Source organism: Streptomyces sp. NRRL F-6676 (assembly GCF_000725625.1).
GTDB lineage: Bacteria > Actinomycetota > Actinomycetes > Streptomycetales > Streptomycetaceae > Streptomyces.
The window spans coordinates 324,211-342,669 of the sequence record NZ_JOHS01000008.1 but is presented as its reverse complement, the minus strand read 5'-3'; the positions used below and the strand labels follow the sequence as shown (position 1 = coordinate 342,669).

The 18,459-nt window shown below is 73.8% G+C and carries 18 protein-coding genes; 11 read left to right on the top strand and 7 right to left on the bottom strand.

Annotation, left to right across the window (positions count from 1 at the left end; translation table 11 throughout):
- Positions 1-54 precede the first annotated feature (54 nt).
- From IO29_RS08285 to IO29_RS08255, 7 genes are all read left to right on the top strand, one after another.
- Positions 55-1,731: an NAD(P)/FAD-dependent oxidoreductase gene (locus tag IO29_RS08285; RefSeq protein ID WP_030378082.1), complete on the top strand. Its 1,677-nt coding sequence runs from the start codon at positions 55-57 to the stop codon at positions 1,729-1,731.
- A 31-nt stretch (positions 1,732-1,762) separates the two neighbouring features.
- Complete coding sequence (locus tag IO29_RS08280) at positions 1,763-3,193, top strand: ATP-binding protein (protein ID WP_030378081.1); 1,431 nt, start codon at positions 1,763-1,765, stop codon at positions 3,191-3,193.
- A gap of 170 nt (positions 3,194-3,363) precedes the next feature.
- Complete coding sequence (locus tag IO29_RS08275; RefSeq protein ID WP_030378080.1) at positions 3,364-4,335, top strand: LLM class F420-dependent oxidoreductase; 972 nt, start codon at positions 3,364-3,366, stop codon at positions 4,333-4,335.
- An 82-nt stretch (positions 4,336-4,417) separates the two neighbouring features.
- Positions 4,418-5,665 carry a 4-hydroxybenzoate 3-monooxygenase gene (locus IO29_RS08270; RefSeq protein ID WP_030378079.1) on the top strand — a complete coding sequence of 416 codons (1,248 nt, stop codon included), beginning with the start codon at positions 4,418-4,420 and terminating at the stop codon, positions 5,663-5,665.
- A gap of 164 nt (positions 5,666-5,829) precedes the next feature.
- Complete coding sequence (locus IO29_RS08265) at positions 5,830-7,515, top strand: protein kinase domain-containing protein (RefSeq protein WP_234307404.1); 1,686 nt, start codon at positions 5,830-5,832, stop codon at positions 7,513-7,515.
- Between the two features lie 109 nt (positions 7,516-7,624).
- Entirely contained in the window at positions 7,625-8,050 is a 426-nt protein-coding gene (locus IO29_RS08260) for an SsgA family sporulation/cell division regulator (RefSeq protein ID WP_030378077.1), read from the top strand.
- A 140-nt stretch (positions 8,051-8,190) separates the two neighbouring features.
- Positions 8,191-8,580 (top strand): hypothetical protein, encoded by a 390-nt coding sequence (locus IO29_RS08255; protein WP_234307413.1) that lies wholly within the window; start codon positions 8,191-8,193, stop codon positions 8,578-8,580.
- A 191-nt stretch (positions 8,581-8,771) separates the two neighbouring features.
- On the opposite strand, the gene IO29_RS08250 is transcribed toward IO29_RS08255, so the two are convergent.
- The 5 genes from IO29_RS08250 to IO29_RS38840 form a co-directional block, all read right to left on the bottom strand.
- The gene (locus tag IO29_RS08250) at positions 8,772-9,755 is read right to left on the bottom strand and encodes an aldo/keto reductase (RefSeq protein WP_030378075.1); all 984 of its coding nucleotides are present in this window, start codon (positions 9,753-9,755) and stop codon (positions 8,772-8,774) included.
- A gap of 59 nt (positions 9,756-9,814) precedes the next feature.
- The gene (locus IO29_RS08245; protein WP_030378074.1) at positions 9,815-10,651 is read right to left on the bottom strand and encodes a DUF1206 domain-containing protein; all 837 of its coding nucleotides are present in this window, start codon (positions 10,649-10,651) and stop codon (positions 9,815-9,817) included.
- 201 nt (positions 10,652-10,852) lie between these two features.
- Positions 10,853-11,236: a hypothetical protein gene (locus IO29_RS08240; RefSeq protein WP_030378073.1), complete on the bottom strand. Its 384-nt coding sequence runs from the start codon at positions 11,234-11,236 to the stop codon at positions 10,853-10,855.
- A 68-nt stretch (positions 11,237-11,304) separates the two neighbouring features.
- Positions 11,305-11,721: a DUF3662 domain-containing protein gene (locus IO29_RS08235; RefSeq protein WP_051707639.1), complete on the bottom strand. Its 417-nt coding sequence runs from the start codon at positions 11,719-11,721 to the stop codon at positions 11,305-11,307.
- A gap of 15 nt (positions 11,722-11,736) precedes the next feature.
- Positions 11,737-11,898 carry a hypothetical protein gene (locus tag IO29_RS38840; protein WP_199806842.1) on the bottom strand — a complete coding sequence of 54 codons (162 nt, stop codon included), beginning with the start codon at positions 11,896-11,898 and terminating at the stop codon, positions 11,737-11,739.
- A gap of 217 nt (positions 11,899-12,115) precedes the next feature.
- On the opposite strand from IO29_RS38840, the gene IO29_RS08230 reads away from it, so the two are divergent.
- The 4 genes from IO29_RS08230 to IO29_RS08215 all read left to right on the top strand — a co-directional run bounded on the left by IO29_RS08230 (position 12,116) and on the right by IO29_RS08215 (position 16,610).
- The gene (locus IO29_RS08230) at positions 12,116-13,042 is read left to right on the top strand and encodes a MurR/RpiR family transcriptional regulator (RefSeq protein WP_030378071.1); all 927 of its coding nucleotides are present in this window, start codon (positions 12,116-12,118) and stop codon (positions 13,040-13,042) included.
- A gap of 80 nt (positions 13,043-13,122) precedes the next feature.
- Entirely contained in the window at positions 13,123-13,503 is a 381-nt protein-coding gene (locus IO29_RS08225) for a hypothetical protein (RefSeq protein WP_030378070.1), read from the top strand.
- 122 nt (positions 13,504-13,625) lie between these two features.
- Positions 13,626-16,094, top strand: a complete 2,469-nt coding sequence (locus IO29_RS08220) for a SpoIIE family protein phosphatase (protein WP_051707640.1) — start codon at positions 13,626-13,628, stop codon at positions 16,092-16,094.
- 117 nt (positions 16,095-16,211) lie between these two features.
- A complete protein-coding gene (locus IO29_RS08215; RefSeq protein WP_106969819.1) occupies positions 16,212-16,610 on the top strand; it encodes a YkvA family protein in 399 nt (132 codons plus the stop codon).
- Here the strand turns inward: IO29_RS08215 and IO29_RS08210 are convergent.
- Positions 16,585-17,076, bottom strand: a complete 492-nt coding sequence (locus IO29_RS08210; protein WP_030378067.1) for a flavin reductase family protein — start codon at positions 17,074-17,076, stop codon at positions 16,585-16,587. The two genes, IO29_RS08215 and IO29_RS08210, sit on opposite strands and share 26 nt — an antisense overlap.
- Positions 17,077-17,175: 99 nt before the next feature.
- Positions 17,176-18,363, bottom strand: a complete 1,188-nt coding sequence (locus IO29_RS08205) for a spore photoproduct lyase family protein (protein ID WP_030378066.1) — start codon at positions 18,361-18,363, stop codon at positions 17,176-17,178.
- Positions 18,364-18,459 lie beyond the last annotated feature (96 nt).

The window sequence follows — 18,459 nt, the reverse complement described above, 5'->3', positions numbered from 1 at the left end:
CGAACATACGATGGCCGTGGGCCGGCACCCGACCGGCCCGGGGTGGGAGAGCCGATGACACAGCCCGCAGCGCAGGCGCGGACCGTGATCCTGACCGTGGACGACGATCCCGGGGTCTCCCGTGCCGTCGCCCGCGACCTGCGGCGCCGGTACGGCGAGTCGCACCGCGTGGTGCGCGCCGAGTCCGGTGAGACGGCGCTGGACGCGCTGCGCGAGCTGAAGCTGCGCGGCGACCAGGTCGCCGTGATCCTCGCCGACTACCGGATGCCGCGCATGAACGGCATCGAGTTCCTCGAACACGCGATGGACGTCCATCCGGGGGCGCGGCGGGTGCTGCTGACGGCGTACGCGGACACCAACGCCGCCATCGACGCGATCAACGTGATCGACCTGGACCACTATCTGCTCAAGCCGTGGGATCCGCCCGAGGAGAAGCTGTACCCGGTCCTGGACGACCTGCTCGCCGCCTGGCGGGCCGCCGACCACCGTCCGGTGCCGGTCACCAAGGTGGTGGGCCACCGCTGGTCGGCGCGCTCCTCCGAGGTGCGCGAGTTCCTGGCCCGCAACCAGGTGCCCTACCGCTGGTACTCGGCGGACGAACCGGAGGGCGGCCGGCTCCTCGCGGCGGCCGGACAGGACGGACGGCGGCTGCCGCTCGTCGTCACCCCGGAGGGCACACCGCTGGTGGAGCCCGCCGACGCCGAACTCGCCGGGCAGGTGGGCCTGGCGACGACACCGGCCGAGGAGTTCTACGACCTGGTCGTCATCGGCGGCGGCCCGGCGGGGCTGGGCGCGGCGGTGTACGGGGCGTCGGAGGGCCTGCGGACGCTGCTCGTGGAGCGGCAGGCCACCGGCGGCCAAGCCGGGCAGAGCTCCCGGATCGAGAACTACCTGGGCTTCCCGGACGGCGTGTCCGGCGCCCAGCTCACCGAGCGGGCGCGGCGCCAGGCGGCGAAGTTCGGCGCGGAGATACTCACCGCCCGGGAGGTCGCGGGCCTGGAGGTCAACGGCGCCGCGCGCACCGTACGGTTCTCCGACGGCTCGGCGGTGGCCGCGCACAGCGTGATCCTGGCGACCGGTGTGTCGTACCGGCAGCTGGACGCGCCGGGGCTGGCGGAGCTGACCGGGTGCGGGGTCTTCTACGGCTCGGCGCTGACGGAGGCGCCGTCCTGCTCGGACCAGGACGTGTACATCGTCGGCGGGGCGAACTCGGCGGGGCAGGCGGCGATGTACCTCGCCCGCACCTCGCGTTCGGTGACGCTGCTGGTGCGCGGCGAGTCCCTTGCCGCGTCGATGTCGCACTATCTGATCCAGCAGATCGAGGCCACGCCGAACATCTCGGTGCGCACCCGCACGGTGGTGGAGGCGGCGCACGGCACCGGGCGGCTGGAGAAGCTGGCGCTGCGCGACGTGGACTCCGGCGAGGACGAACTCGTCGACGCGCAGTGGCTGTTCGTGTTCATCGGCGCGGCCCCGCTGACCGACTGGCTGGACGGCACGGTGCTGCGCAACGAGCACGGTTTCATCATGGCCGGGCCCGACATGACCGACGACGGATGCCCGCCGCCGGGCTGGGAGCCGGTCCGGCCGCCGTACCACCTGGAGACCAGCGTCCCCGGTGTGTTCGTGGCGGGCGACGCGCGCGCCGAGTCGGCCAAGCGGGTCGCCTCGGCGGTGGGCGAGGGCGCGATGGCGGTCATGCTGGTGCACCGCTACCTGGAGCAGTCATGAGCCCCCGGGGCACCGGGCGGAGGGAGCGGTCGTGAGCGGACAGCCCGAGCCGTGCGACTGGACGGAGCTGAGCACGCTCTTCCTGTTCGAGAAGCTGGACGAGGAACAGCTCACCCGGCTGTGCCGCGAGGGCCGCGTGGAGCGGTTCGAACCGGGCCCGGTGTACACCGAGGGCTCCCCTGCGACCTGCTTCTACGTCCTCCTGGAGGGCACGGTGGTGCTCTCCCGGCGGGTCGGCGCGGACGACGTGGAGACCAACCGGACCTCGCAGCGCGGGGTGTACGCGGGCGCCTTCCAGGCGTACCTGGGCGACCGGGCGCGGGTGGCCCGCTACAACGGCTCGCTGCGGGTCACCGAGCCGTCGCGGTTCTTCGTGCTGCCCGCCGACACGTTCGCCGAGATCATGCGGGACTGGTTCCCGATGGCGGTGCACCTCCTGGAGGGCCTGTTCTACGGCCAGGAGAACAGCCGCCAGATCATCAACCAGCGGGAGCGGCTGCTGGCGCTCGGCTCGCTGTCGGCGGGGCTGACGCACGAGCTGAACAACCCGGCGGCCGCCGCGGTGCGGGCCACCTCGGCGCTGCGCGAGCGGGTCGCGGGGATGCGGCACAAGCTGGGCGCGATCACCGCCGGACACTACTCGCGGGACACCCTGGTCACGCTGGTCGACATCCAGGAGCGCACGGCCGAGCAGGTCGCCAAGGCGGCCCCGCTCTCCCCGCTGGAGGCCTCCGACCGGGAGGACGCGCTCTCCGACTGGCTCGACGACCACGGCATCGACGACGGCTGGCGGCTGGCGCCGGTCTTCGTCCAGGCCGGGCTGGACACCGAGTGGCTGGCCCAGGTGGCGGCGGCCGTCGACGAGGAGACGCTCGAGGGCGCGATCCGCTGGCTGAACTACACGGTCGAGACCGAGCTGCTGATGAACGAGATCGAGGACTCCACCACCCGGGTCTCCACGCTCGTCAACGCCGCCCGGCAGTACTCCCAGATCGACCGGGCCCCGTTCCGCACGGTCGACGTGCACGAGCTGCTGGACAGCACGCTGCTGATGCTGTCCAACAAGTTCGGCGAGCGGATCTCCCTGGTCAAGGAGTACGACCGTACGGTCCCGGAGGTGCCCGCCTACCCGGGCGAGCTGAACCAGGTGTGGACCAACCTGATCGACAACGCGGTCGCCGCGATGAGCGCCACGGGCGGCACACTGACCGTACGCACGGCACTGGACCACGACCGTGTCCTGGTCGAGTTCCACGACACGGGCCCGGGCGTCCCGCCCGACATCCGCGACCGCATCTTCGAACCCTTCTTCACGACGAAGCCCGTGGGCGAGGGCACCGGCCTCGGCCTCGACATCTCCTGGCGGATCGTGGTCCGCAAACACCACGGCAGCCTGGAGGTCGAGTCGACCCCCGGCAACACGAGCTTCCTGGTCCGCCTCCCCCTGACGGCGCCCCGTTAGGGCCGGTCGTTCGGATCAGCCCGCGGACGCGGGCTGATCCGAACGACCGGCCCCAGGGGCGCGGGGACCGCGCGACCAGCCACGACGCTCCCGCACGCACTCACCCACGCCTCACCACCCGCCGCCGCAGACCCCCGTTTCCCCACCTCGCCCCGGGGAACCCGCCGCGCATGGTGAAAATCGGCTACACGATGATGACCGAGCAGGCCGGCCCCCGCGCCCTCGTCGACCACGTCGCGCAGGCCGAAGACATCGGCTTCGACTTCTCCGTGACCTCCGACCACTACTTCCCCTGGCTCCGCGAACAGGGCCACTCCCCCTACGCGTGGGCCGTCCTCGGCGCGGCCGCCCAGGCCACCTCCCGCATCCCCCTGATGACGTACGTGACCTGCCCCACCTTCCGCTACCACCCCGCCGTGGTGGCCCAGAAGGCGGCCACCCTCCAGCTGCTCTCCGAGGGCCGCTTCCGCCTCGGCCTCGGCGCCGGCGAGAACCTCAACGAACACGTCGTCGGCGGCGGCTGGCCCACCGCCGACGTACGCCACGAACGCCTGGAGGAGGCCGTCGGCATCATCCGCGACCTCTTCGGCGGCAAGCACGTCACCCACCACGGCACCCACTTCGACGTGGAGTCCGCCAAGCTGTGGGATCTCCCCGACGAGCCCCCGCCGATCGGCATCGCCGTCTCCGGCGAGCAGTCGTGCCGGCTCGCCGGCCACCTCGCGGACCTCGTCATCGCCACCGAGCCCAAGCCCGAGCTGATCGAGGGCTTCGAGCGGCACGGCGGCGCGGGCAAGCCCCGGGTGGGCCAGCTCCCCGTCTGCTACGACACCGACCGCGACGCGGCCGTGCGGCGGGCGCACGCGCAGTTCCGCTGGTTCGGCAGCGGCTGGAAGGTCAACTCCGAGCTGCCGCACCCGGACTCCTTCTCCGCGGCGACGCAGTTCGTGACCGAGGAGGACGTCGCCGGGTCGATCCCGTGCGGCGACGACCCGGAGGCGTTCGTGGAGGCCGTACGCCCGTACGCGGAGGCCGGTTTCACCGAGATCGCGCTCGTGCAGATCGGCGGCGACTCCCAGCCCGCGTTCCTGGACTGGTCGGCGAAGAAGCTGCTGCCGGCACTGCACGACGCCTTCGACTGACCAGCCGGACACATCACGCTCCGGAGCCGATCAACACAACCGCCGCACAGGGGAGTTGGCGGGCACCGGCGATACTGTCCGCATGTCAGCGCACATCCCCTCGGCCTCCTCGCCGACGCCTCCTCCGGGTCCTCCCACCCGCGTCCCCGTCGTCATCGTCGGCGCGGGCCCCGCAGGGCTCGCCCTCGCCGGTGTGCTGCGGGACGCCTCCGTCGACTGCGTCGTCCTGGAGGCGGAGAGCAGGCGGTTCATCGAGACCCGGCCGCGCGCCGGGTTCCTGGAGGAGTGGGCGGTACGGGCGCTGTGGCGGCGCGGGCTGGCCGGGCCCGACCTGCTGAACGCGCAACGGCACGGCGAGTGCGAGTTCCGCGTCGGCGGCGAACGCCACCGCTTCCGTTACGCGGACCTCTCCGGCCACCACCACGTGGTCTATCCGCAGCCCCGCCTGGTCACCGACCTCGTCCACCGGTACGCCGACCTCCAGGGCGGCGACATCCGCTTCGGGGTACGGGACGTGGAGCTGCACGGCATCGACACCGACGCGCCCGCCGTGACGTACACCGACCCGGACGGCGGCGCGCGCGTCCGCCTGGAGTGCGCGGTGATCGCCGGGTGCGACGGCGCCCGGGGCGTGAGCCGGTCGGCCCTGCCCGCCGAGTACCGGGAGCCCGCCCGGCTCGACTACGGCGTCGGCTGGCTCGCCCTGCTCGCCGAGGCACCCCCGTCCTCGGACGCCGTCGTCTTCGGCATCCACCCGCGCGGCTTCGCCGCCCACATGGCGCGCGGGCCCGAGATGACCCGCTACTACCTCCAGTGCCCGCCGGGCGACGACCCGGAGGGCTGGACCCTCGACCGCGTCTGGGCGGAGCTGCACGAGCGGCTCGGCGCGGCCGGTGCCCCGCCCCTGGCCGAGGGGACGCTGATCGAGAAGCGTGTGCTGGACATGCACAACCAGGTGGCGCGGGCGGTGTCGTACGGCCGGCTGTTCCTGGCCGGGGACGCCGCGCACCTGGTGGCGCCGATCGCCGCGAAGGGCATGAACCTGGCGCTGTTCGACGCGCTGGTTCTTGCCGACGCGCTGGTGGCGTATGTGCGCCGGGGCGACGCGGGCGGGCTGCGGCGCTATGCGGAAACGTGTCTGCGGCGGGTGTGGGAGTACCAGGAGTTCTCGGAGTGGTTCTGCGAGCTGCTGCACGGCCCCTCGTCGGGGGACCCGTTCCGGGCGGGGATGGCGGCGGCCCGGCTGAGCCGGCTGTTCGACTCCCCCGCGGCGGCGGCCTCGTTCGCGGAGGCGTACATCGGCGCCGCCTCGGAGCGGCACCTTCCCTGACCCGCCCGGAGCGGACTCCCCCGCTTCCCTCCGGTTCCCTTCGCTTCCCTACGCTTCCCTTGACTTTCGGTCACTTTGAACACCCGGCGGCGCACTCTCCGTACCACCGTGGGACGCGGGTCTCCGGTGTGCGGTGAGGGATGGCGATGGGCCACGAGCGGGTCTTGGCACAGGAGTTGATCGCCGGGCGGTACCGGCGGGGCGAGGCCGTCCACCGCGAGGAGGGGCGCCTCGTCCTGCGCGGCGAGGACATGGGGACCGGGCACGAGGTACTGCTGGTCCGCTCCCGCCCCGCGGCGCACCCGCGTGCCGGCACCCCGCCCCGCACGGCGGACCGGATCGCGCGCGAGACGACGGTGATGGCCCGGGCCTGCCCCGGCCGGATCGCCCGGGTGATCGACGTCGTCGAGGCGCAGAACGGGAGCGGGAGTGAGCGCGGGGCCGGGGAGGACGGCCGCGACGGCGCCCTGTGGACGGTGCTGCGGCCGGTCGACGGCGTGCCGCTCGGGGAGCTGCTCGCCCGGGGGCCGCTGCGTCCCGTGCGCGCCGCCCGCATCGGGCTGGGGCTCCTCGAGATCCTGCGGGCCGCGCACCGGCGGGGCCTCACCCACGGGGACCTGAGCCCCGGGCAGGTGTTCGTGCGGGAGGACGACGGGGTGGTGCTGACCGGCTTCGGACTGATCGGCTCCGCACCGGGCCCGCGGGTCACCGCACCGTCCTACGCGGCTCCCGAGCAGGCGCGCGGGGAGTGCGCGGGGCCGTCGGCGGACCAGTGGTCGCTGGGGGCGCTGCTCTACGCGATGGTGGAGGGCCGCCCGCCCTACCGTGACCGGGGCGAGACGGCGGCGACGCTGCGCGGGGTGGAGCTGCTGCCGCTGCGCCCCCCGGCGCAGGCCGGCCCGCTCGCCCCGGCGGTCACCGGACTGCTGCGGCGCAGCCCGTCGGAGCGGGTGCCGGAGAAGGTCGTACACCAGAATCTGGAGCGCATCCTCGGCGCGGAGGCCGACGAGGGGGAGGCGGGCCCGGCGGGGACACGGTCCGGTGGGCTGGGCGCGGAAGCACGACGGTCCGGTGCGCGGGGCGCACGGCGGGCCGGGGGCGGACGCTCCCCGCGGCGCCGTGCGCTGCTCGGCGCGGCGTTCGCCGTGGCCGCCTCCGCCGTAGCCCTGTACGCCGCGCGGGGCGGTGCCGGCGACGAGGGGGCCGCCGTCTCACGGGCCGCGCCCACCGCGTCCCGGCCGTCGGCGGTGGCCCCGGGCGGGAAGGCGGGCCGCGCGGCCTCCCCCGCACCGTCCGCCCCGGGCGCCACGGCCGGCCCGTCCTCCCCCTCGCCCCCGGCCACGGCCGGCCCGGCCGCTCCCCCGGCCCGCCCACCGCGGGCCACGGCCGAGTCGTTCGCGCGGCAGAGCGCCCCCGAGGGGTTCTCCGTCGACCTGCCGAGGGGCTGGCGGCGGGTGTTCGAGGACCGGCGCACCGACGGCTCGTACCGCGTCGCCTTCGGCGCGAGCGGGGACCCGCGCACCCTGGTGGTCACGCACAGCCTGCGGCTCGATCCGGACCCGGCGGCCGACTGGACCGCCCTGGAGCCCGGCCTGCGCCGCTCGTACGCGGGCTACCGGCGGCTCGGCGCGATCCGGGCGGTGACCTACCGGGGGCTGCCGGGCGCCGACATGCAGTGGCTGGCGACGGACGGCACCACCCGCACCCGCACCTTCGGCCGCGGCTTCCTCCTCGACGGCCGCTCCGGCTTCTCGCTGCGCTGGACGACGCCGCGCACGGCGTACGACGAGGCCGGCAACAGGCGTGCGCTGGACCGCGTCCTGCGCACCTTCCGCTTCCCCGGCGGCTGACCGACGGCCGGGGAAACCGCGCGTGCACCGAATCACTCGTCTGGTTGAGCATCTCCCGTCCATCGCGGGTACTAGGACGCTCTACCGCCCTTCGTCGCTGGAGCGCTTCATGATCTCGTCGGTGCACAAGACCCTGGTCATGGAACTCATGTCGGGCATGTCCGGCCGGTTCCCGGTGCTGACCCATCTGGAATACGACGCCTCGGACCCGTTCGCCGTGACCGCGTCGTTCAGCCACGAGGGCCGGCTGCTCGCCCAGTGGAGACTCGACCGGCAGATGCTGGCCGAGGGGCTGCTCGGGCCGGTCGGCGAGGGCGACGTGCGGCTGCGGCCGCAGTCCACGGGCGTGTGGCACGAGTTGCGGCTGGAACTCTTCGGCGACGCCCACCCCGACGGGGGCCGGCACCACGCGGTGATCCTGGCCTGGGCGCCGGCGGTGGCCTCGTTCCTGGAGGAGACGTACGAGGTGGTGGAGCCCGGCTCCGAGACGGTGAGCGTCGACGACTTCCTCGCCGAGGTGATCGGCAACAGCTGACGGGGCGTCAGAAGCGTTGTCACAGAGGTGTGACGAACATTCGTGCGTCAAAGGTGGAGCGCAGGGTAGGCGGAGCGGTACACCCTTCCCTGGGAAGCTTTGCGGCCCCGTTGTCAGTGCCGTCCGCCAGAATGGTGATCATGCTCCGAGTCGTCCCCGGTCCACGCCCGCCGATCAGCCTTCGCGACGCCGACGTCCTGCGTCTGATCGCGACGCAGCGCGCCCCCGTCATGCTCACCGTGCACGCGGACGGGCGGCGGCGGTACGGGTATTGGCGTGCCGTCACGGATGCCGGGGGGCGGGGCGGGTGCCAGGTGGCGCTGCCGACGGAGGAGTGCGAGGCGTTGCTCGCGGCGGGGCGGATAGCGCTGGGCGAGCCGGTGGCGGACCGGTCGCGCACGGTGTACCCGGTACGGGCGGTGGAGCGCCCGCGGCGGTACGCGGCACCGGTGGTACCGACGATGCCGGCTCCGCCGAGGGTTCCGGCGGTCGCGGTGACCACGACCCGCCGCACCGCGCTGACGGCCTGACGGCGTTCTCCTCGCCCCCGCCGCCCCTACCCTGCCCGTCCCCGGGGGCAAGCCCCCGGACCCCCGAAAGATGCGCCCACGCGGCGGAGCCGCAGATTGACACAGCCCCGCGCCCCTCTTCAGGGGCGCGGGGAACTGCGCGAGCGACCACGAACCACCCGCAGCCGCCGTACGACAGAAGCCCCCGAGCTCTACCAGCGGGCCTCGACCTGGTCCTTGATGCGCCGGTCGTACAGTTCGCCGATGGCCCGGAGCGTGTCCTCGGACAGCTTCGGGAGGTGGCCGACGGCCGCGTTCGCGCGGGCCTGGTCCGCCGAGCGCGCACCGGGGATGACCGTCGTCACGCCGGGCTGCTGGATGATCCACGCCAGCGCCGTCTGCGCGGGCGTGAACCCCTCGGGAGCCAGCGCCGCGAACTCCGCCGCCGCCTCCACGCCCGTGGCGAAGTCGACGCCGGAGAACGTCTCGCCCTGGTCGAACGCCTCGCCGTGCCGGTTGAACGTCCGGTGGTCGTTCTCGCCGAAGACCGTGTCCTTCGTGTACCGGCCCGACAGCAGTCCGGAGGCGAGCGGAACGCGGGCGATGATGCCGACGCCGGCCTCCCGGGCCGCGGGCAGCACCTGCCGCAGCGGCTTCATGCGGAACGGGTTGAGGATGATCTGCACACTCGCCACGTTGGGCCGGGCGATCGCCGCCAGCGCCTCCTCGCACGTCTCGACGCTCACCCCGTACGCGGCGATCCGGCCCTCGTCCACGAGGGTGTCCAGCGCGTCGAACACCTCGTCCGAGGAGTAGACGGGCGTCGGCGGGCAGTGCAGCTGCACCAGGTCGACGCAGTCGACGCCGAGGTTGCGGCGGGAACGGTCGTTCCAGGCGCGGAAGTTGTCGAGCACGTAGTTCTCGGGGATCTGGTCCACGCGGCGGCCCATCTTGGTGGCCACCAGCACATGCAGATCGGGCCGCCCCAGCAGGAACGCGGCGATCGTCTGCTCGCTGCGCCCGTCGCCGTACACGTCGGCCGTGTCGAAGAAGGTCACGCCCGACTCGGCGGCGGCCTCCAGCACCTCGTGGGCGTCCTTGTCGTCGACGTCGCCCCAGTCGGCGCCGAGCTGCCACGTACCCAGCCCGACGACCGACGCGTGCTGACCCGACCTGCGAAATTCACGCTCGTCCATGGGGTCAGTCTCGCATCAGCCCCGGGCGGGCGGCATCCGTGGCCCCTCCCCCGCTCGGCTCACACCTTGCGCCAGCGGGCCATGGCGAACGAGAAGAGGCCGAAGAGCACGAACCCCACCGCCACGCACACCAGCAGCCAGGGTCCGGCCGGGGTGTGGGCGAAGGAGCGCAGGGTGTCGTCGAGACCCTTGGCCTTGTCCGGCTCGTACGCGACGGCGGCCCGTACGGCGAAGACACCGGCGGCCGCGAAGACCAGCCCGCGGGCCGCGCCGCCGCCCACACCGGTGACGTCCACCGCCTGCCGCGCCCGCCGGGACATCTGCCCCAGCTTGAGCTTGTCGTGGTACTTGCGCAGCACCGCGCGCGCCCCGATCCAGACCCCGGCGACCGCGATGCCGGCTCCCGCCAGGCCCACGATCCACTGGCCCCCGGGGAGCTGGAGCACCTTGGCCGTCATGTCCTTGGACTGCTTGTCGCTGGAGCCACCGCCGCCGTGCGACCCGGCGGCGAAGAGCAGGACCGAGGAGGCGACGAAGCCGTAGAAGACGAAGCGGGCGGCGGAGGTGAGGCGTTTGCGCGGCTTGTGGCCGTCGGGGCCGGCCGCGCCGAGGACCGCCTCGGAGAGGCGCCACAGGGCCATGCCCGCCAGGCCGGCGGCCAGGGCCCACAGGACGACCGCGCCGAACGGTTTGTCCGCTATCTCGGCGAGGGCTCCGCCCCGGTCCGCCTGGCGGTGGCCTTCGCCGAAGGCGATCTGCAGGGCCAGTGTGCCGACGAGCAGATAGATCACCCCGCGGGCGGCCAGGCCGGCGCGTGCCGCGCCTTCCGTGACCGTGCCGGTGGCCTCGCGGCCGGCTCGGGGTCCGCCCTGGCGGGTGAGCGTGCTGACGTTCATCTCGACCTCCCGGGGTGTCGGATGCCCCGGGTCGGGGTTCCGACACCCCGGGTGGCGCGGGTGCCCCCGCCGTCCTTCTCCGGCGTTGGCTTTCGCCCCCGCCGCCCCTGCCCTTACCGTCCCCGGGGGCTGCGCCCCCGGACTCCCCTGAAAGATCGCGCCCACGCGGCGGAGCCGCACATCGACACAGCCTCGCGCCCCTCAAGAAGCGGCGTTGTCCAGGCGTAGTTCCAGCTCTATCTCCTGGTCGCCCGATGCCGAGCCCAGTTCGTGGACGCTGAAGGTTTCCTCCAGGACTTCCCGCAGGCGGGTCACCGCTTTGGGCTCGCCCTGGAGTTCGGCCCTCACCGAGCCCGAGAGCGGGGGTGCGTGGGGGGCATCGGGGGCGGCGGCGGGGGCCGAGGTGTCGAAGGTGCCGGTCCACATGGTGGGGCGGGCACCCTCCGTGTCGTGCGGTGCGGAGTCGGCGCCGCGGTCGGAGTCGAAGTGCCGGCACAGCTCGGTGAACAGATGTCCGGCGTCCGTGGCCGAGCAGTCGCTGAGGACCACCTGGACGTGCGGGGCGGACTGGGCGGGCGCGTTCACGGTCGTTCGTCTCCCTCTGTGCTGGGGGGGGCTGCTGGGGCGGGGGCGGGTACCCGTGGGGCGGGCCGCTACTCGGTGACGGGGGCGAACCCGTCGGCGCGGACATGCGGCATGACACGGCCGGCCACCCGGTAGCGGCCGTTGGGGACGCTTTCGGCGCGCGTGATGTGCACGGCGAGCGGCCCCGCCCATTCGTAGCCGTTGCGTTCGCCGTGCCGCGCCAGCCGGTCGGTGAGCAGCATGCCCACCTTGCCGTCGGCCCCGGCGAGTTCCTCGTGGACCTCGGGGTCCAGTTCGATGTCGTAGGCGTTGGGCGCCAGGATCCGGTTCTCGCTGCACCGGACCACGTTGCTGTCGCACTCGCGGCGCAGTGCGTCGAGCAGTTCGACGGGTTCCCTGGGGAAGACGTGCCCCAGCAGCGTCCGCTGGAACCGTTCCAGGGCCCTCTCCCAGCCGGTCAGCCCGGCCCGCGGTTCTGCGCTCACCGCTCGCACCCCGCCCTACCGCTCGCCCTCGTAGTCCTCGGGACGCACGTCGGCGTCCTCCAGGGCCTCGCGCATGGTGCGTCCCTCGGTCGCCTCCTGCTGGTTCTCCTGGCGCCGCCGCTCCAGCACCTCGTCGGTGGTGTCGGTCTTCGGCCGGTTCTCCTCGGGGACCGTCATGGCGTACAGCTCCTCGCAGTCGTCGTATGCGTGCGTGCGTTTTCCTGTCTCCGTGCGGCGGGTTCCCTGATGACGGCGTTCGACGCCTCGCGCGCGCCGTCGGCCGCTCCCCCGCCCTGTCCGGCATGTGGGCGCAAGCGCCCTGGTCAGAACCACCGGTGGGCTATGTTGAGGCCCCGTGGGACGGGAACCCGTGGGACGTGAAGGAGGCGCACCGGTGCCATCGCCGCAGCAGGCTCGCGCTCAGGCATCCGCGATCACTGCCGGCAGGACGGCACCGGCCGGGGACGCCTCCCCGACCTCACGGCTGCGGGAACTCTTCGAGGGACCGGGGCTGTCACCGGCGCACCGGCGGATCGCGCAGTATCTGATCGAGCACCTCACGGAGGCGGCGTTCCTGTCGATCACCGATCTCGCCGAGCGGGTCGGGGTGAGCCAGCCCTCGGTGACCCGGTTCGCGGGCGCGGTCGGCTTCAGCGGCTACCCGGCACTGCGCGAGCGGTTGCAGTCCCTCGCGCTCGGCTCCCTCGGCAGCGGCGCCCCGAGCGCGCCCGCCGAACAGCACGGCAACGAACTCCAGGCGGCGGTGGACGCCGAGATCGAGAACCTGGAGAACCTGCGCCGCGACCTCGCGGACCCGGGGCGGGTGATCGAGGTCGGCCGGGCCCTGTCGCGGTCGGCCCCGCTGACCGTGCTCGGCCTGCGGATCTCGGTCTCGCTCGCGGAGTACTTCGCCTACGCCGCCCGGCGGATCCATCCCGACGTCCGGCTGGTGACCCGGGGCGGCAGTGTCGCGTACGACGCCCTGCTGCAATCGCGGGAGGCCGGCGGCGACTGGCTGCTGGCCTTCTCGCTGCCCCGGCACGCCCAGGAGACGCTCGCCGCGCTGCGGGTGGCGCGTGGGGCGGGGCTGCGGGTGGCGCTCGTGACCGATCTGGCGCTCGGGCCGCTGGCGGAGGCGGCCGACGCCGTCTTCGCCACCGGCACCGGTTCGCGGCTCGTGTTCGACACCTACGCCGCACCCGGGATGGTGGCGGCGGCACTGCTGCAAGCCATGACGGACGCGGATCCCGAGCGGACCCAGGCCCGTCTGGAGGAGTACGAGCAGGTCGCGGAGGAGCACCAGTTCTTCTTGAAGGACTGATGAGTCCTGAAGACTGATAAACGGGTGTGAATTTTTTCATGTTCTTGCATAACCAGCGGTATATATAAATACTCCTCCCCATGGCCCTGATGACCTACTCGCCGCTCAGCACCGACTGGCCGTGCCAGGTGAAGACCCCGGGCAGCTACGACTGGGAGCGCTCGGCGGTCAAGTGGCTGCGCGAGCTGGTCCCGGCCCGCTACGGCAGCTATCCGGTGCTGCTGAGGCACCCGGTGCTCCTCGCCCGCCATGCGCAGATCCAGGTCCGGCACGAGATCCGGGTGGCCCGCACCGCGTTGCAGACGGCCCGGGCGGAGCTGCCGGCGCTGGGTCTGCCGGAATCCGTGATCGAACACACGATCAAGCTGTACGCGGCCGAGGTACTGCAACTTCAGCACATCGCCCGCAGCGTCCGCGCGGTCAGCCAGGCCCTGGCCGACGCCTCCGGCGGCCCTCGCTGAGCCCTCGCCGCCCTCCCGCCCGCGGTGCCTCGGGGCACCGCTCCGGGGACGGCTCGCGCGGCGGAGGAAATCCGGAGCGCAGGGCCGTGATCGGAACGCCCGGGGTGTGACATGCTCGTCGCGTGACGAGCGAGTCCGCGCTCCCCGAGGAGTCGAGCGCCGAACCCGATGTGGTCGCGTTGGCCAAGGTGGTGGCCGTACAGCGGGCCGAACTGGACCGGCTGCGGAGCGCGACGACGCTGGCGGCCGTCCTCGAACGGGCCAAGGGTGCGGTGATGGCCCTCACCGGCCGCTCCGCGGACGCCGCCCACGAGGAACTGCTCCGCCGCGCCGAGGCCGCGGGCCGCACGCTCGTCGAGGAGTGCTGGATCACACTCGGCGGTACGGCGGGGTGCGGGCCGGAGCGGGCGAGGACCGCGCCCTGCCCGGTCACGGAACCGGCCGCGCACGTCCCGGCCGTACACGCCGCGAGCGCCGCCGGAACCGGGGCCGCCGGGGCCGCGGCCACCCCCGAGACCGTGCCCACCGCCGAATCAGACGCCGCCGGTGACGTCGACTCGGCCGGGGCCGCCGTTCTCGCGGGCATCGCCAAGGCCCTCGTCGGCGTGTCCGGCCCCGAGGAGCTGGCCCACCGTCTGCGGGAGCACCTCGCCGACGCCGTCGCGGCGGACGGCGTGCTGATCTACGCCGGGCTGCCCGCGGGCGGGCTGCGGCTGGCCGCCCACGCCGGCGTCACCGAGACCGTCGCCGCCCAGTGGCGGCACGTGCCGCCGCTCAGCGGCATCGCGGCCCTGGAGGCGATACGCACCCGGCGGCCCTACTGGCTGGACGCCCCCGGGCGCGACGAGAAGAGCTGGTCGCTGATCGGCGCACCGGAGCGCTGGCCGACCCGCGCCTGGCTGCCGGTGCTCACCGAGGGCGGGACCACCGCCTCCCTGGGGATACTGCGGGCCACGCCGTCGGCGTTCACCCCGGCCGCCAAGGCGCTGCTGCGGGCGACGGCGCTGCTCTGCGCCGACCGGCTGCGCGGCTTCCTCTCGGCGTCCGACCGGGCGGCCGCCGACCCGCTGCGGGACACCGTCCAGCAGGTGTTCGACGCGCTGCCCGGTCCGGCCGTCCTCCTCGTCCCGCTGCGCTCGGCCGCGGGCCAGGTGGAGGACTTCCGCATCGCCGCCGCGGCCCCGCGCGCGGTCGACGTCGCCGGACGGCGGGGGCGGGAGCTGGTCGGGCTGCGGGTCCTGGAGTGCTACCCCACCATCGTCGGCGAGCCGCTGTGGGAGGGGTACCACCGGGCGCTCGCCACCGGGGAGCCGTACGAGGGCGAGCCCTTCGTGTACCAGGAGGTCGTGGCGGGCGTCCCGGAGAACTCGACGTACTCCGTACGGGCCGTCCGCTCCGGCGACGCGCTGGTGGTGACCTGGGTCCGGCACGACTCCTCGGACCGCGAGGAGCAGCGGCTGGCGGAGTTGCAGCGGCTGGGCAACCTGGGGTGGGCGGACTGGGACCTGGTCGGCGGCCGGGCCACCTGGTCCCCGCAGGTCTTCGCCATCCTCGCCCGCGAACCGGCCCGCGGCACGCTCGCGCTCACCGACCTCCCGGAGCATGTCGCGCCCGACGACGCGCCCGTTCTGCGGCATGCGGTGGGCGAGCTGCTGGCGAAGGGCCGGCCGCTCGACATCCCGTTCCGTGTCCACACGGTCCGGGGCGTGCGGCACCTGCGGCTCGTCGCCGAGCCGGTGACGGACGCCGACGGCACCCCGCTGGAGGTGCACGGCTTCCTCCAGGACCACACCGCGCAGCGCAGCGCCGAACTCGCCCTGGTGGAGAGCGAACGCGCGATGCTGACCCAGCACGGCGCGCTGCTGGCGGAGCGCACGCTCGCCGACCGGCTGCAGCACACGCTGCTGCCGCTGCCGCGCCGGCCGCTGTCCCTGGCCGGGCTGCGGGTCGACGTGGCGTACCGGCCGGCGCAGTCCGGCATCCATGTCGGCGGCGACTGGTTCAGCGCCATCGAACTGCCCGACGGTTCCGCCCTGTTCGTGGTCGGTGACGTGGCCGGACACGGCATAGACGCGGTCGCCACCATGGCCCAGCTGAGGTTCACCGCCAAGGGCATGATCATCACGGGTTCGACGCTGACGGGCGCGCTGGTCCGGCTCAACGCGCTGCTGCTGCACACGCGCGACGCCAAGACGACGGCGACGCTGGTGCTGGCCCGCTACGAGCCCGGGCGGCGCCGGCTGGTCTGGGCGCAGGCGGGCCATCCGCCGCCGCTGCTGCTGCGTCAGGGCGCGGCCGGTTATCTGGACCGGCCGGCCGGGGTGCTGCTCGGGGCGCAGCACGATCCGTCGTTCGCCGAGGCGGAGTTCCGTCTGGAGCCCGGTGACCATCTGCTGTTCTACACCGACGGTCTGGTCGAACGGCCCGGGGAGGGGCTGGACGTGGGCTTCGACCGGCTCGCCAGGGCCGCCGCGCCCCTGCATCCGGAGGGCCCCGGCCCGCTGCGGCCGCTGCTCGACGCCATGCTGGAGGGCGAACTGCGCGACGACGTCTGCGTGCTGGACATCCATCTGCCGCCGGACGCCGGCTGACCCTTGTGGCCCCTCCGCGAGCGATAACCGGCGCCCGGCGGGGAAGGCGCGAGGAGAGCGGGCCGTACGGACGGGCCGCGGAGATCCTCCGCAGGAGACGGACCCCGGGAAGGGCGCATGGATTCCAGCACCTGGACGCTGATCGTCGTGGTCGCGCTCGTCTGCGCGGCCGTTCTCGGTGTCGCCGTCGCGCTGCTGCTGCGACTGGTGCGCACGCGCCGCGATCTGCGGCGGGCGGGGCTGCCGACCGGGCCGCGCTGGGTCTTCTGGGGCGCCGTGCTCTATCTGGTCCTGCCGACCGACGTGCTGCCGGACCCGGTCTACCTGGACGACATCGGCGTCCTGCTCCTCGCCCTGCGCTCGGTGAGCGCGCCGCTGAGGGCGGCGCGGCGCACCGGGCGGCTCCCCGGGCAGGAGACCGGGCGGTCCGCCGGACGCGGGACCGAACGGGAGAACGGGCACGAGACCGGGCGGGCGGCGGCCGAGCGGATCAGTCCGCCCGATGCCCGGGCGTGATACCCGCCGCGTCCGACAGCCGGAACACCCGTTCCCCCTCCCCCGCCGGCCGCCCGCCACCCCACAGCGGGGTCAGCAGATGACCGACGTGGTCTCCCCCGTCGACGCGCCGCTCGACGGCGCCGACGCACCACGCGACCGGCTCCCGCAGGACGACGGTGCCGTCCGGGCCGGGGTCCCAGCCGGTGCGGGCGAACTTGTCCGTGTCGTCCCCGGTCTCGCCCCCGAACAGCTCGGCGAGCGCGCGCTGGCCGCGGCCGAGCAGGTGGACGGCGAGCCGGTCGGCCGACCGGGCCACCTGGCAGGTGCGGTTCCGCTTCGACAGCCAGACCATGAACCGCACCGGTTCGATCGAGGTCTGGGAGGCGAACCCCACCAGGCAGCCCGCCCGCTCCCCGGCGGCGACGGCGGTCACCACGTACATCTCGGGGTCCAGTCGGCCGATGAACGCGTCGAGGTCCACCACGATCCCCTCCCTCTCGCCTCCCCCCTGCCCGGGAACCGCCCCCGCGAACTCAGTCGCCGGCCGGACCCGACACGCTCCCGGCCCGTTCCCGAAAAGCGCTCAGAACGCGTAGCGGACGTCCAGCCAGGGCGCGTGCCGGGCGACGAGCGAGCGAAGGGTGTCCACCGCGTCGCGCTTCACGTCGTTGCGGTACCGCACGTTGGTGTCGCCGTTCTGTGACCGCTTGGGCTGCTGGACGGCGGGCGTCCAGAGGAGTTCCTCGGCGCGCGGGTGCCAGCCGAGGTTGACCTCGTGCAGGGGCGCGTTGTGCGTGAGCATGATCACCTCGGCGCGGGCCTGTTCCTTGACCCGGGCCGGGAGGACGTCGTCCATGTGCTCGAGGAGCTCCGCCCAGGCCTGCCGCCAGCCGGGGCGGATCACCACCGGCGAGAGGTTGAAGTGGACCTCGTACCCGGCGTCGAGGAAGTCCCCGGCGGCGGCGATCCGCCGGGCGACGGGGCTGGTGCGTACGTCGAGCACCCGGGAGTCCTCCGCCGGCATCACCGAGAAGCGGATCCGGGTCCGTCCGCGCGGGTCCAGCGCCAGCAGGTCGGGGTTGACGAACTTGGTGGCGAAGGAGGCCTTGGCGGTGGGCCAGCGGCGGAAGGCGGCGACGAGGTCGGCGGTGTTGTCGCAGACGAGGGCGTCGACCGCGCAGTCGCCGTTCTCCCCGATGTCGTAGACCCACGCCTCGGGGTCGCACTGGTTCGGTTCCGTCTTGCGGCCCCGCGCGGCGACGTGGCGGCCGAGATGGGCGACGGTCCGCTCGATGTCGGTGAAGACGGTGATGGGGTTGGCGTATCCCTTGCGGCGCGGCACGTAGCAGTAGGCGCAGGCCATGGCGCAGCCGTTGGACGGGCCGGGGGCGATCCAGTCGGCCGAGCGGCCGTTGGGCCGCGTCACCAGCTTCTTCCGTACGCCGAGGACGAGCGTCTCGCGCTTGAGGCGCACCCACCGTTCGACGTTGCCCGCGTTGCCGTGCAGGTCCGGGATGCGCCAGTGCGAGTCGACCTCGGTCACCCGGGCGTCGGGGAAGCGGGCCAGGATCTGCCGGCCGCGCGGGGAGGCGGCCGCGGCGGGCTCGGCGTGGATCTCCCGGACGGCGAGCATGCGGCGGGCCTCGGGCGAGTCCCGGAACGGGGCGGCGCCCGCCGGAGCCGAGGGGGACGCCCAAGGCGCCGGCAGTTCGTCGAGGCCGAACAGGGCGTCGGCCTCTCCGGCGGACGGCCGGGGTGCGGGGGTGCTCATCGTCGGGCTCCGGAACCGGGTGGACAGCGGAAGGGCAGGGCGGACAGCGGAAGGGCAGGGTCGACATGTCGACTCCATCGCCTCCAGGGTACGAGG

What these genes read in the sequence shown, in the direction of transcription:
- IO29_RS08285 (WP_030378082.1), top strand. Translation starts at nt 55, where the DNA reads ATGACACAGCCCGCAGCGCAGGCGCGGACCGTGATCCTGACCGTGGAC.
- IO29_RS08275 (WP_030378080.1), top strand. Translation starts at nt 3,364, where the DNA reads ATGGTGAAAATCGGCTACACGATGATGACCGAGCAGGCCGGCCCCCGC.
- IO29_RS08270 (WP_030378079.1), top strand. Translation starts at nt 4,418, where the DNA reads ATGTCAGCGCACATCCCCTCGGCCTCCTCGCCGACGCCTCCTCCGGGT.
- IO29_RS08260 (WP_030378077.1), top strand. Translation starts at nt 7,625, where the DNA reads ATGATCTCGTCGGTGCACAAGACCCTGGTCATGGAACTCATGTCGGGC.
- IO29_RS08255 (WP_234307413.1), top strand. Translation starts at nt 8,191, where the DNA reads ATGCTCCGAGTCGTCCCCGGTCCACGCCCGCCGATCAGCCTTCGCGAC.
- IO29_RS08250 (WP_030378075.1), bottom strand. Translation starts at nt 9,755, where the DNA reads ATGGACGAGCGTGAATTTCGCAGGTCGGGTCAGCACGCGTCGGTCGTC.
- IO29_RS08245 (WP_030378074.1), bottom strand. Translation starts at nt 10,651, where the DNA reads ATGAACGTCAGCACGCTCACCCGCCAGGGCGGACCCCGAGCCGGCCGC.
- IO29_RS38840 (WP_199806842.1), bottom strand. Translation starts at nt 11,898, where the DNA reads ATGACGGTCCCCGAGGAGAACCGGCCGAAGACCGACACCACCGACGAG.
- IO29_RS08225 (WP_030378070.1), top strand. Translation starts at nt 13,123, where the DNA reads ATGGCCCTGATGACCTACTCGCCGCTCAGCACCGACTGGCCGTGCCAG.
- IO29_RS08215 (WP_106969819.1), top strand. Translation starts at nt 16,212, where the DNA reads ATGGATTCCAGCACCTGGACGCTGATCGTCGTGGTCGCGCTCGTCTGC.
- IO29_RS08205 (WP_030378066.1), bottom strand. Translation starts at nt 18,363, where the DNA reads ATGAGCACCCCCGCACCCCGGCCGTCCGCCGGAGAGGCCGACGCCCTG.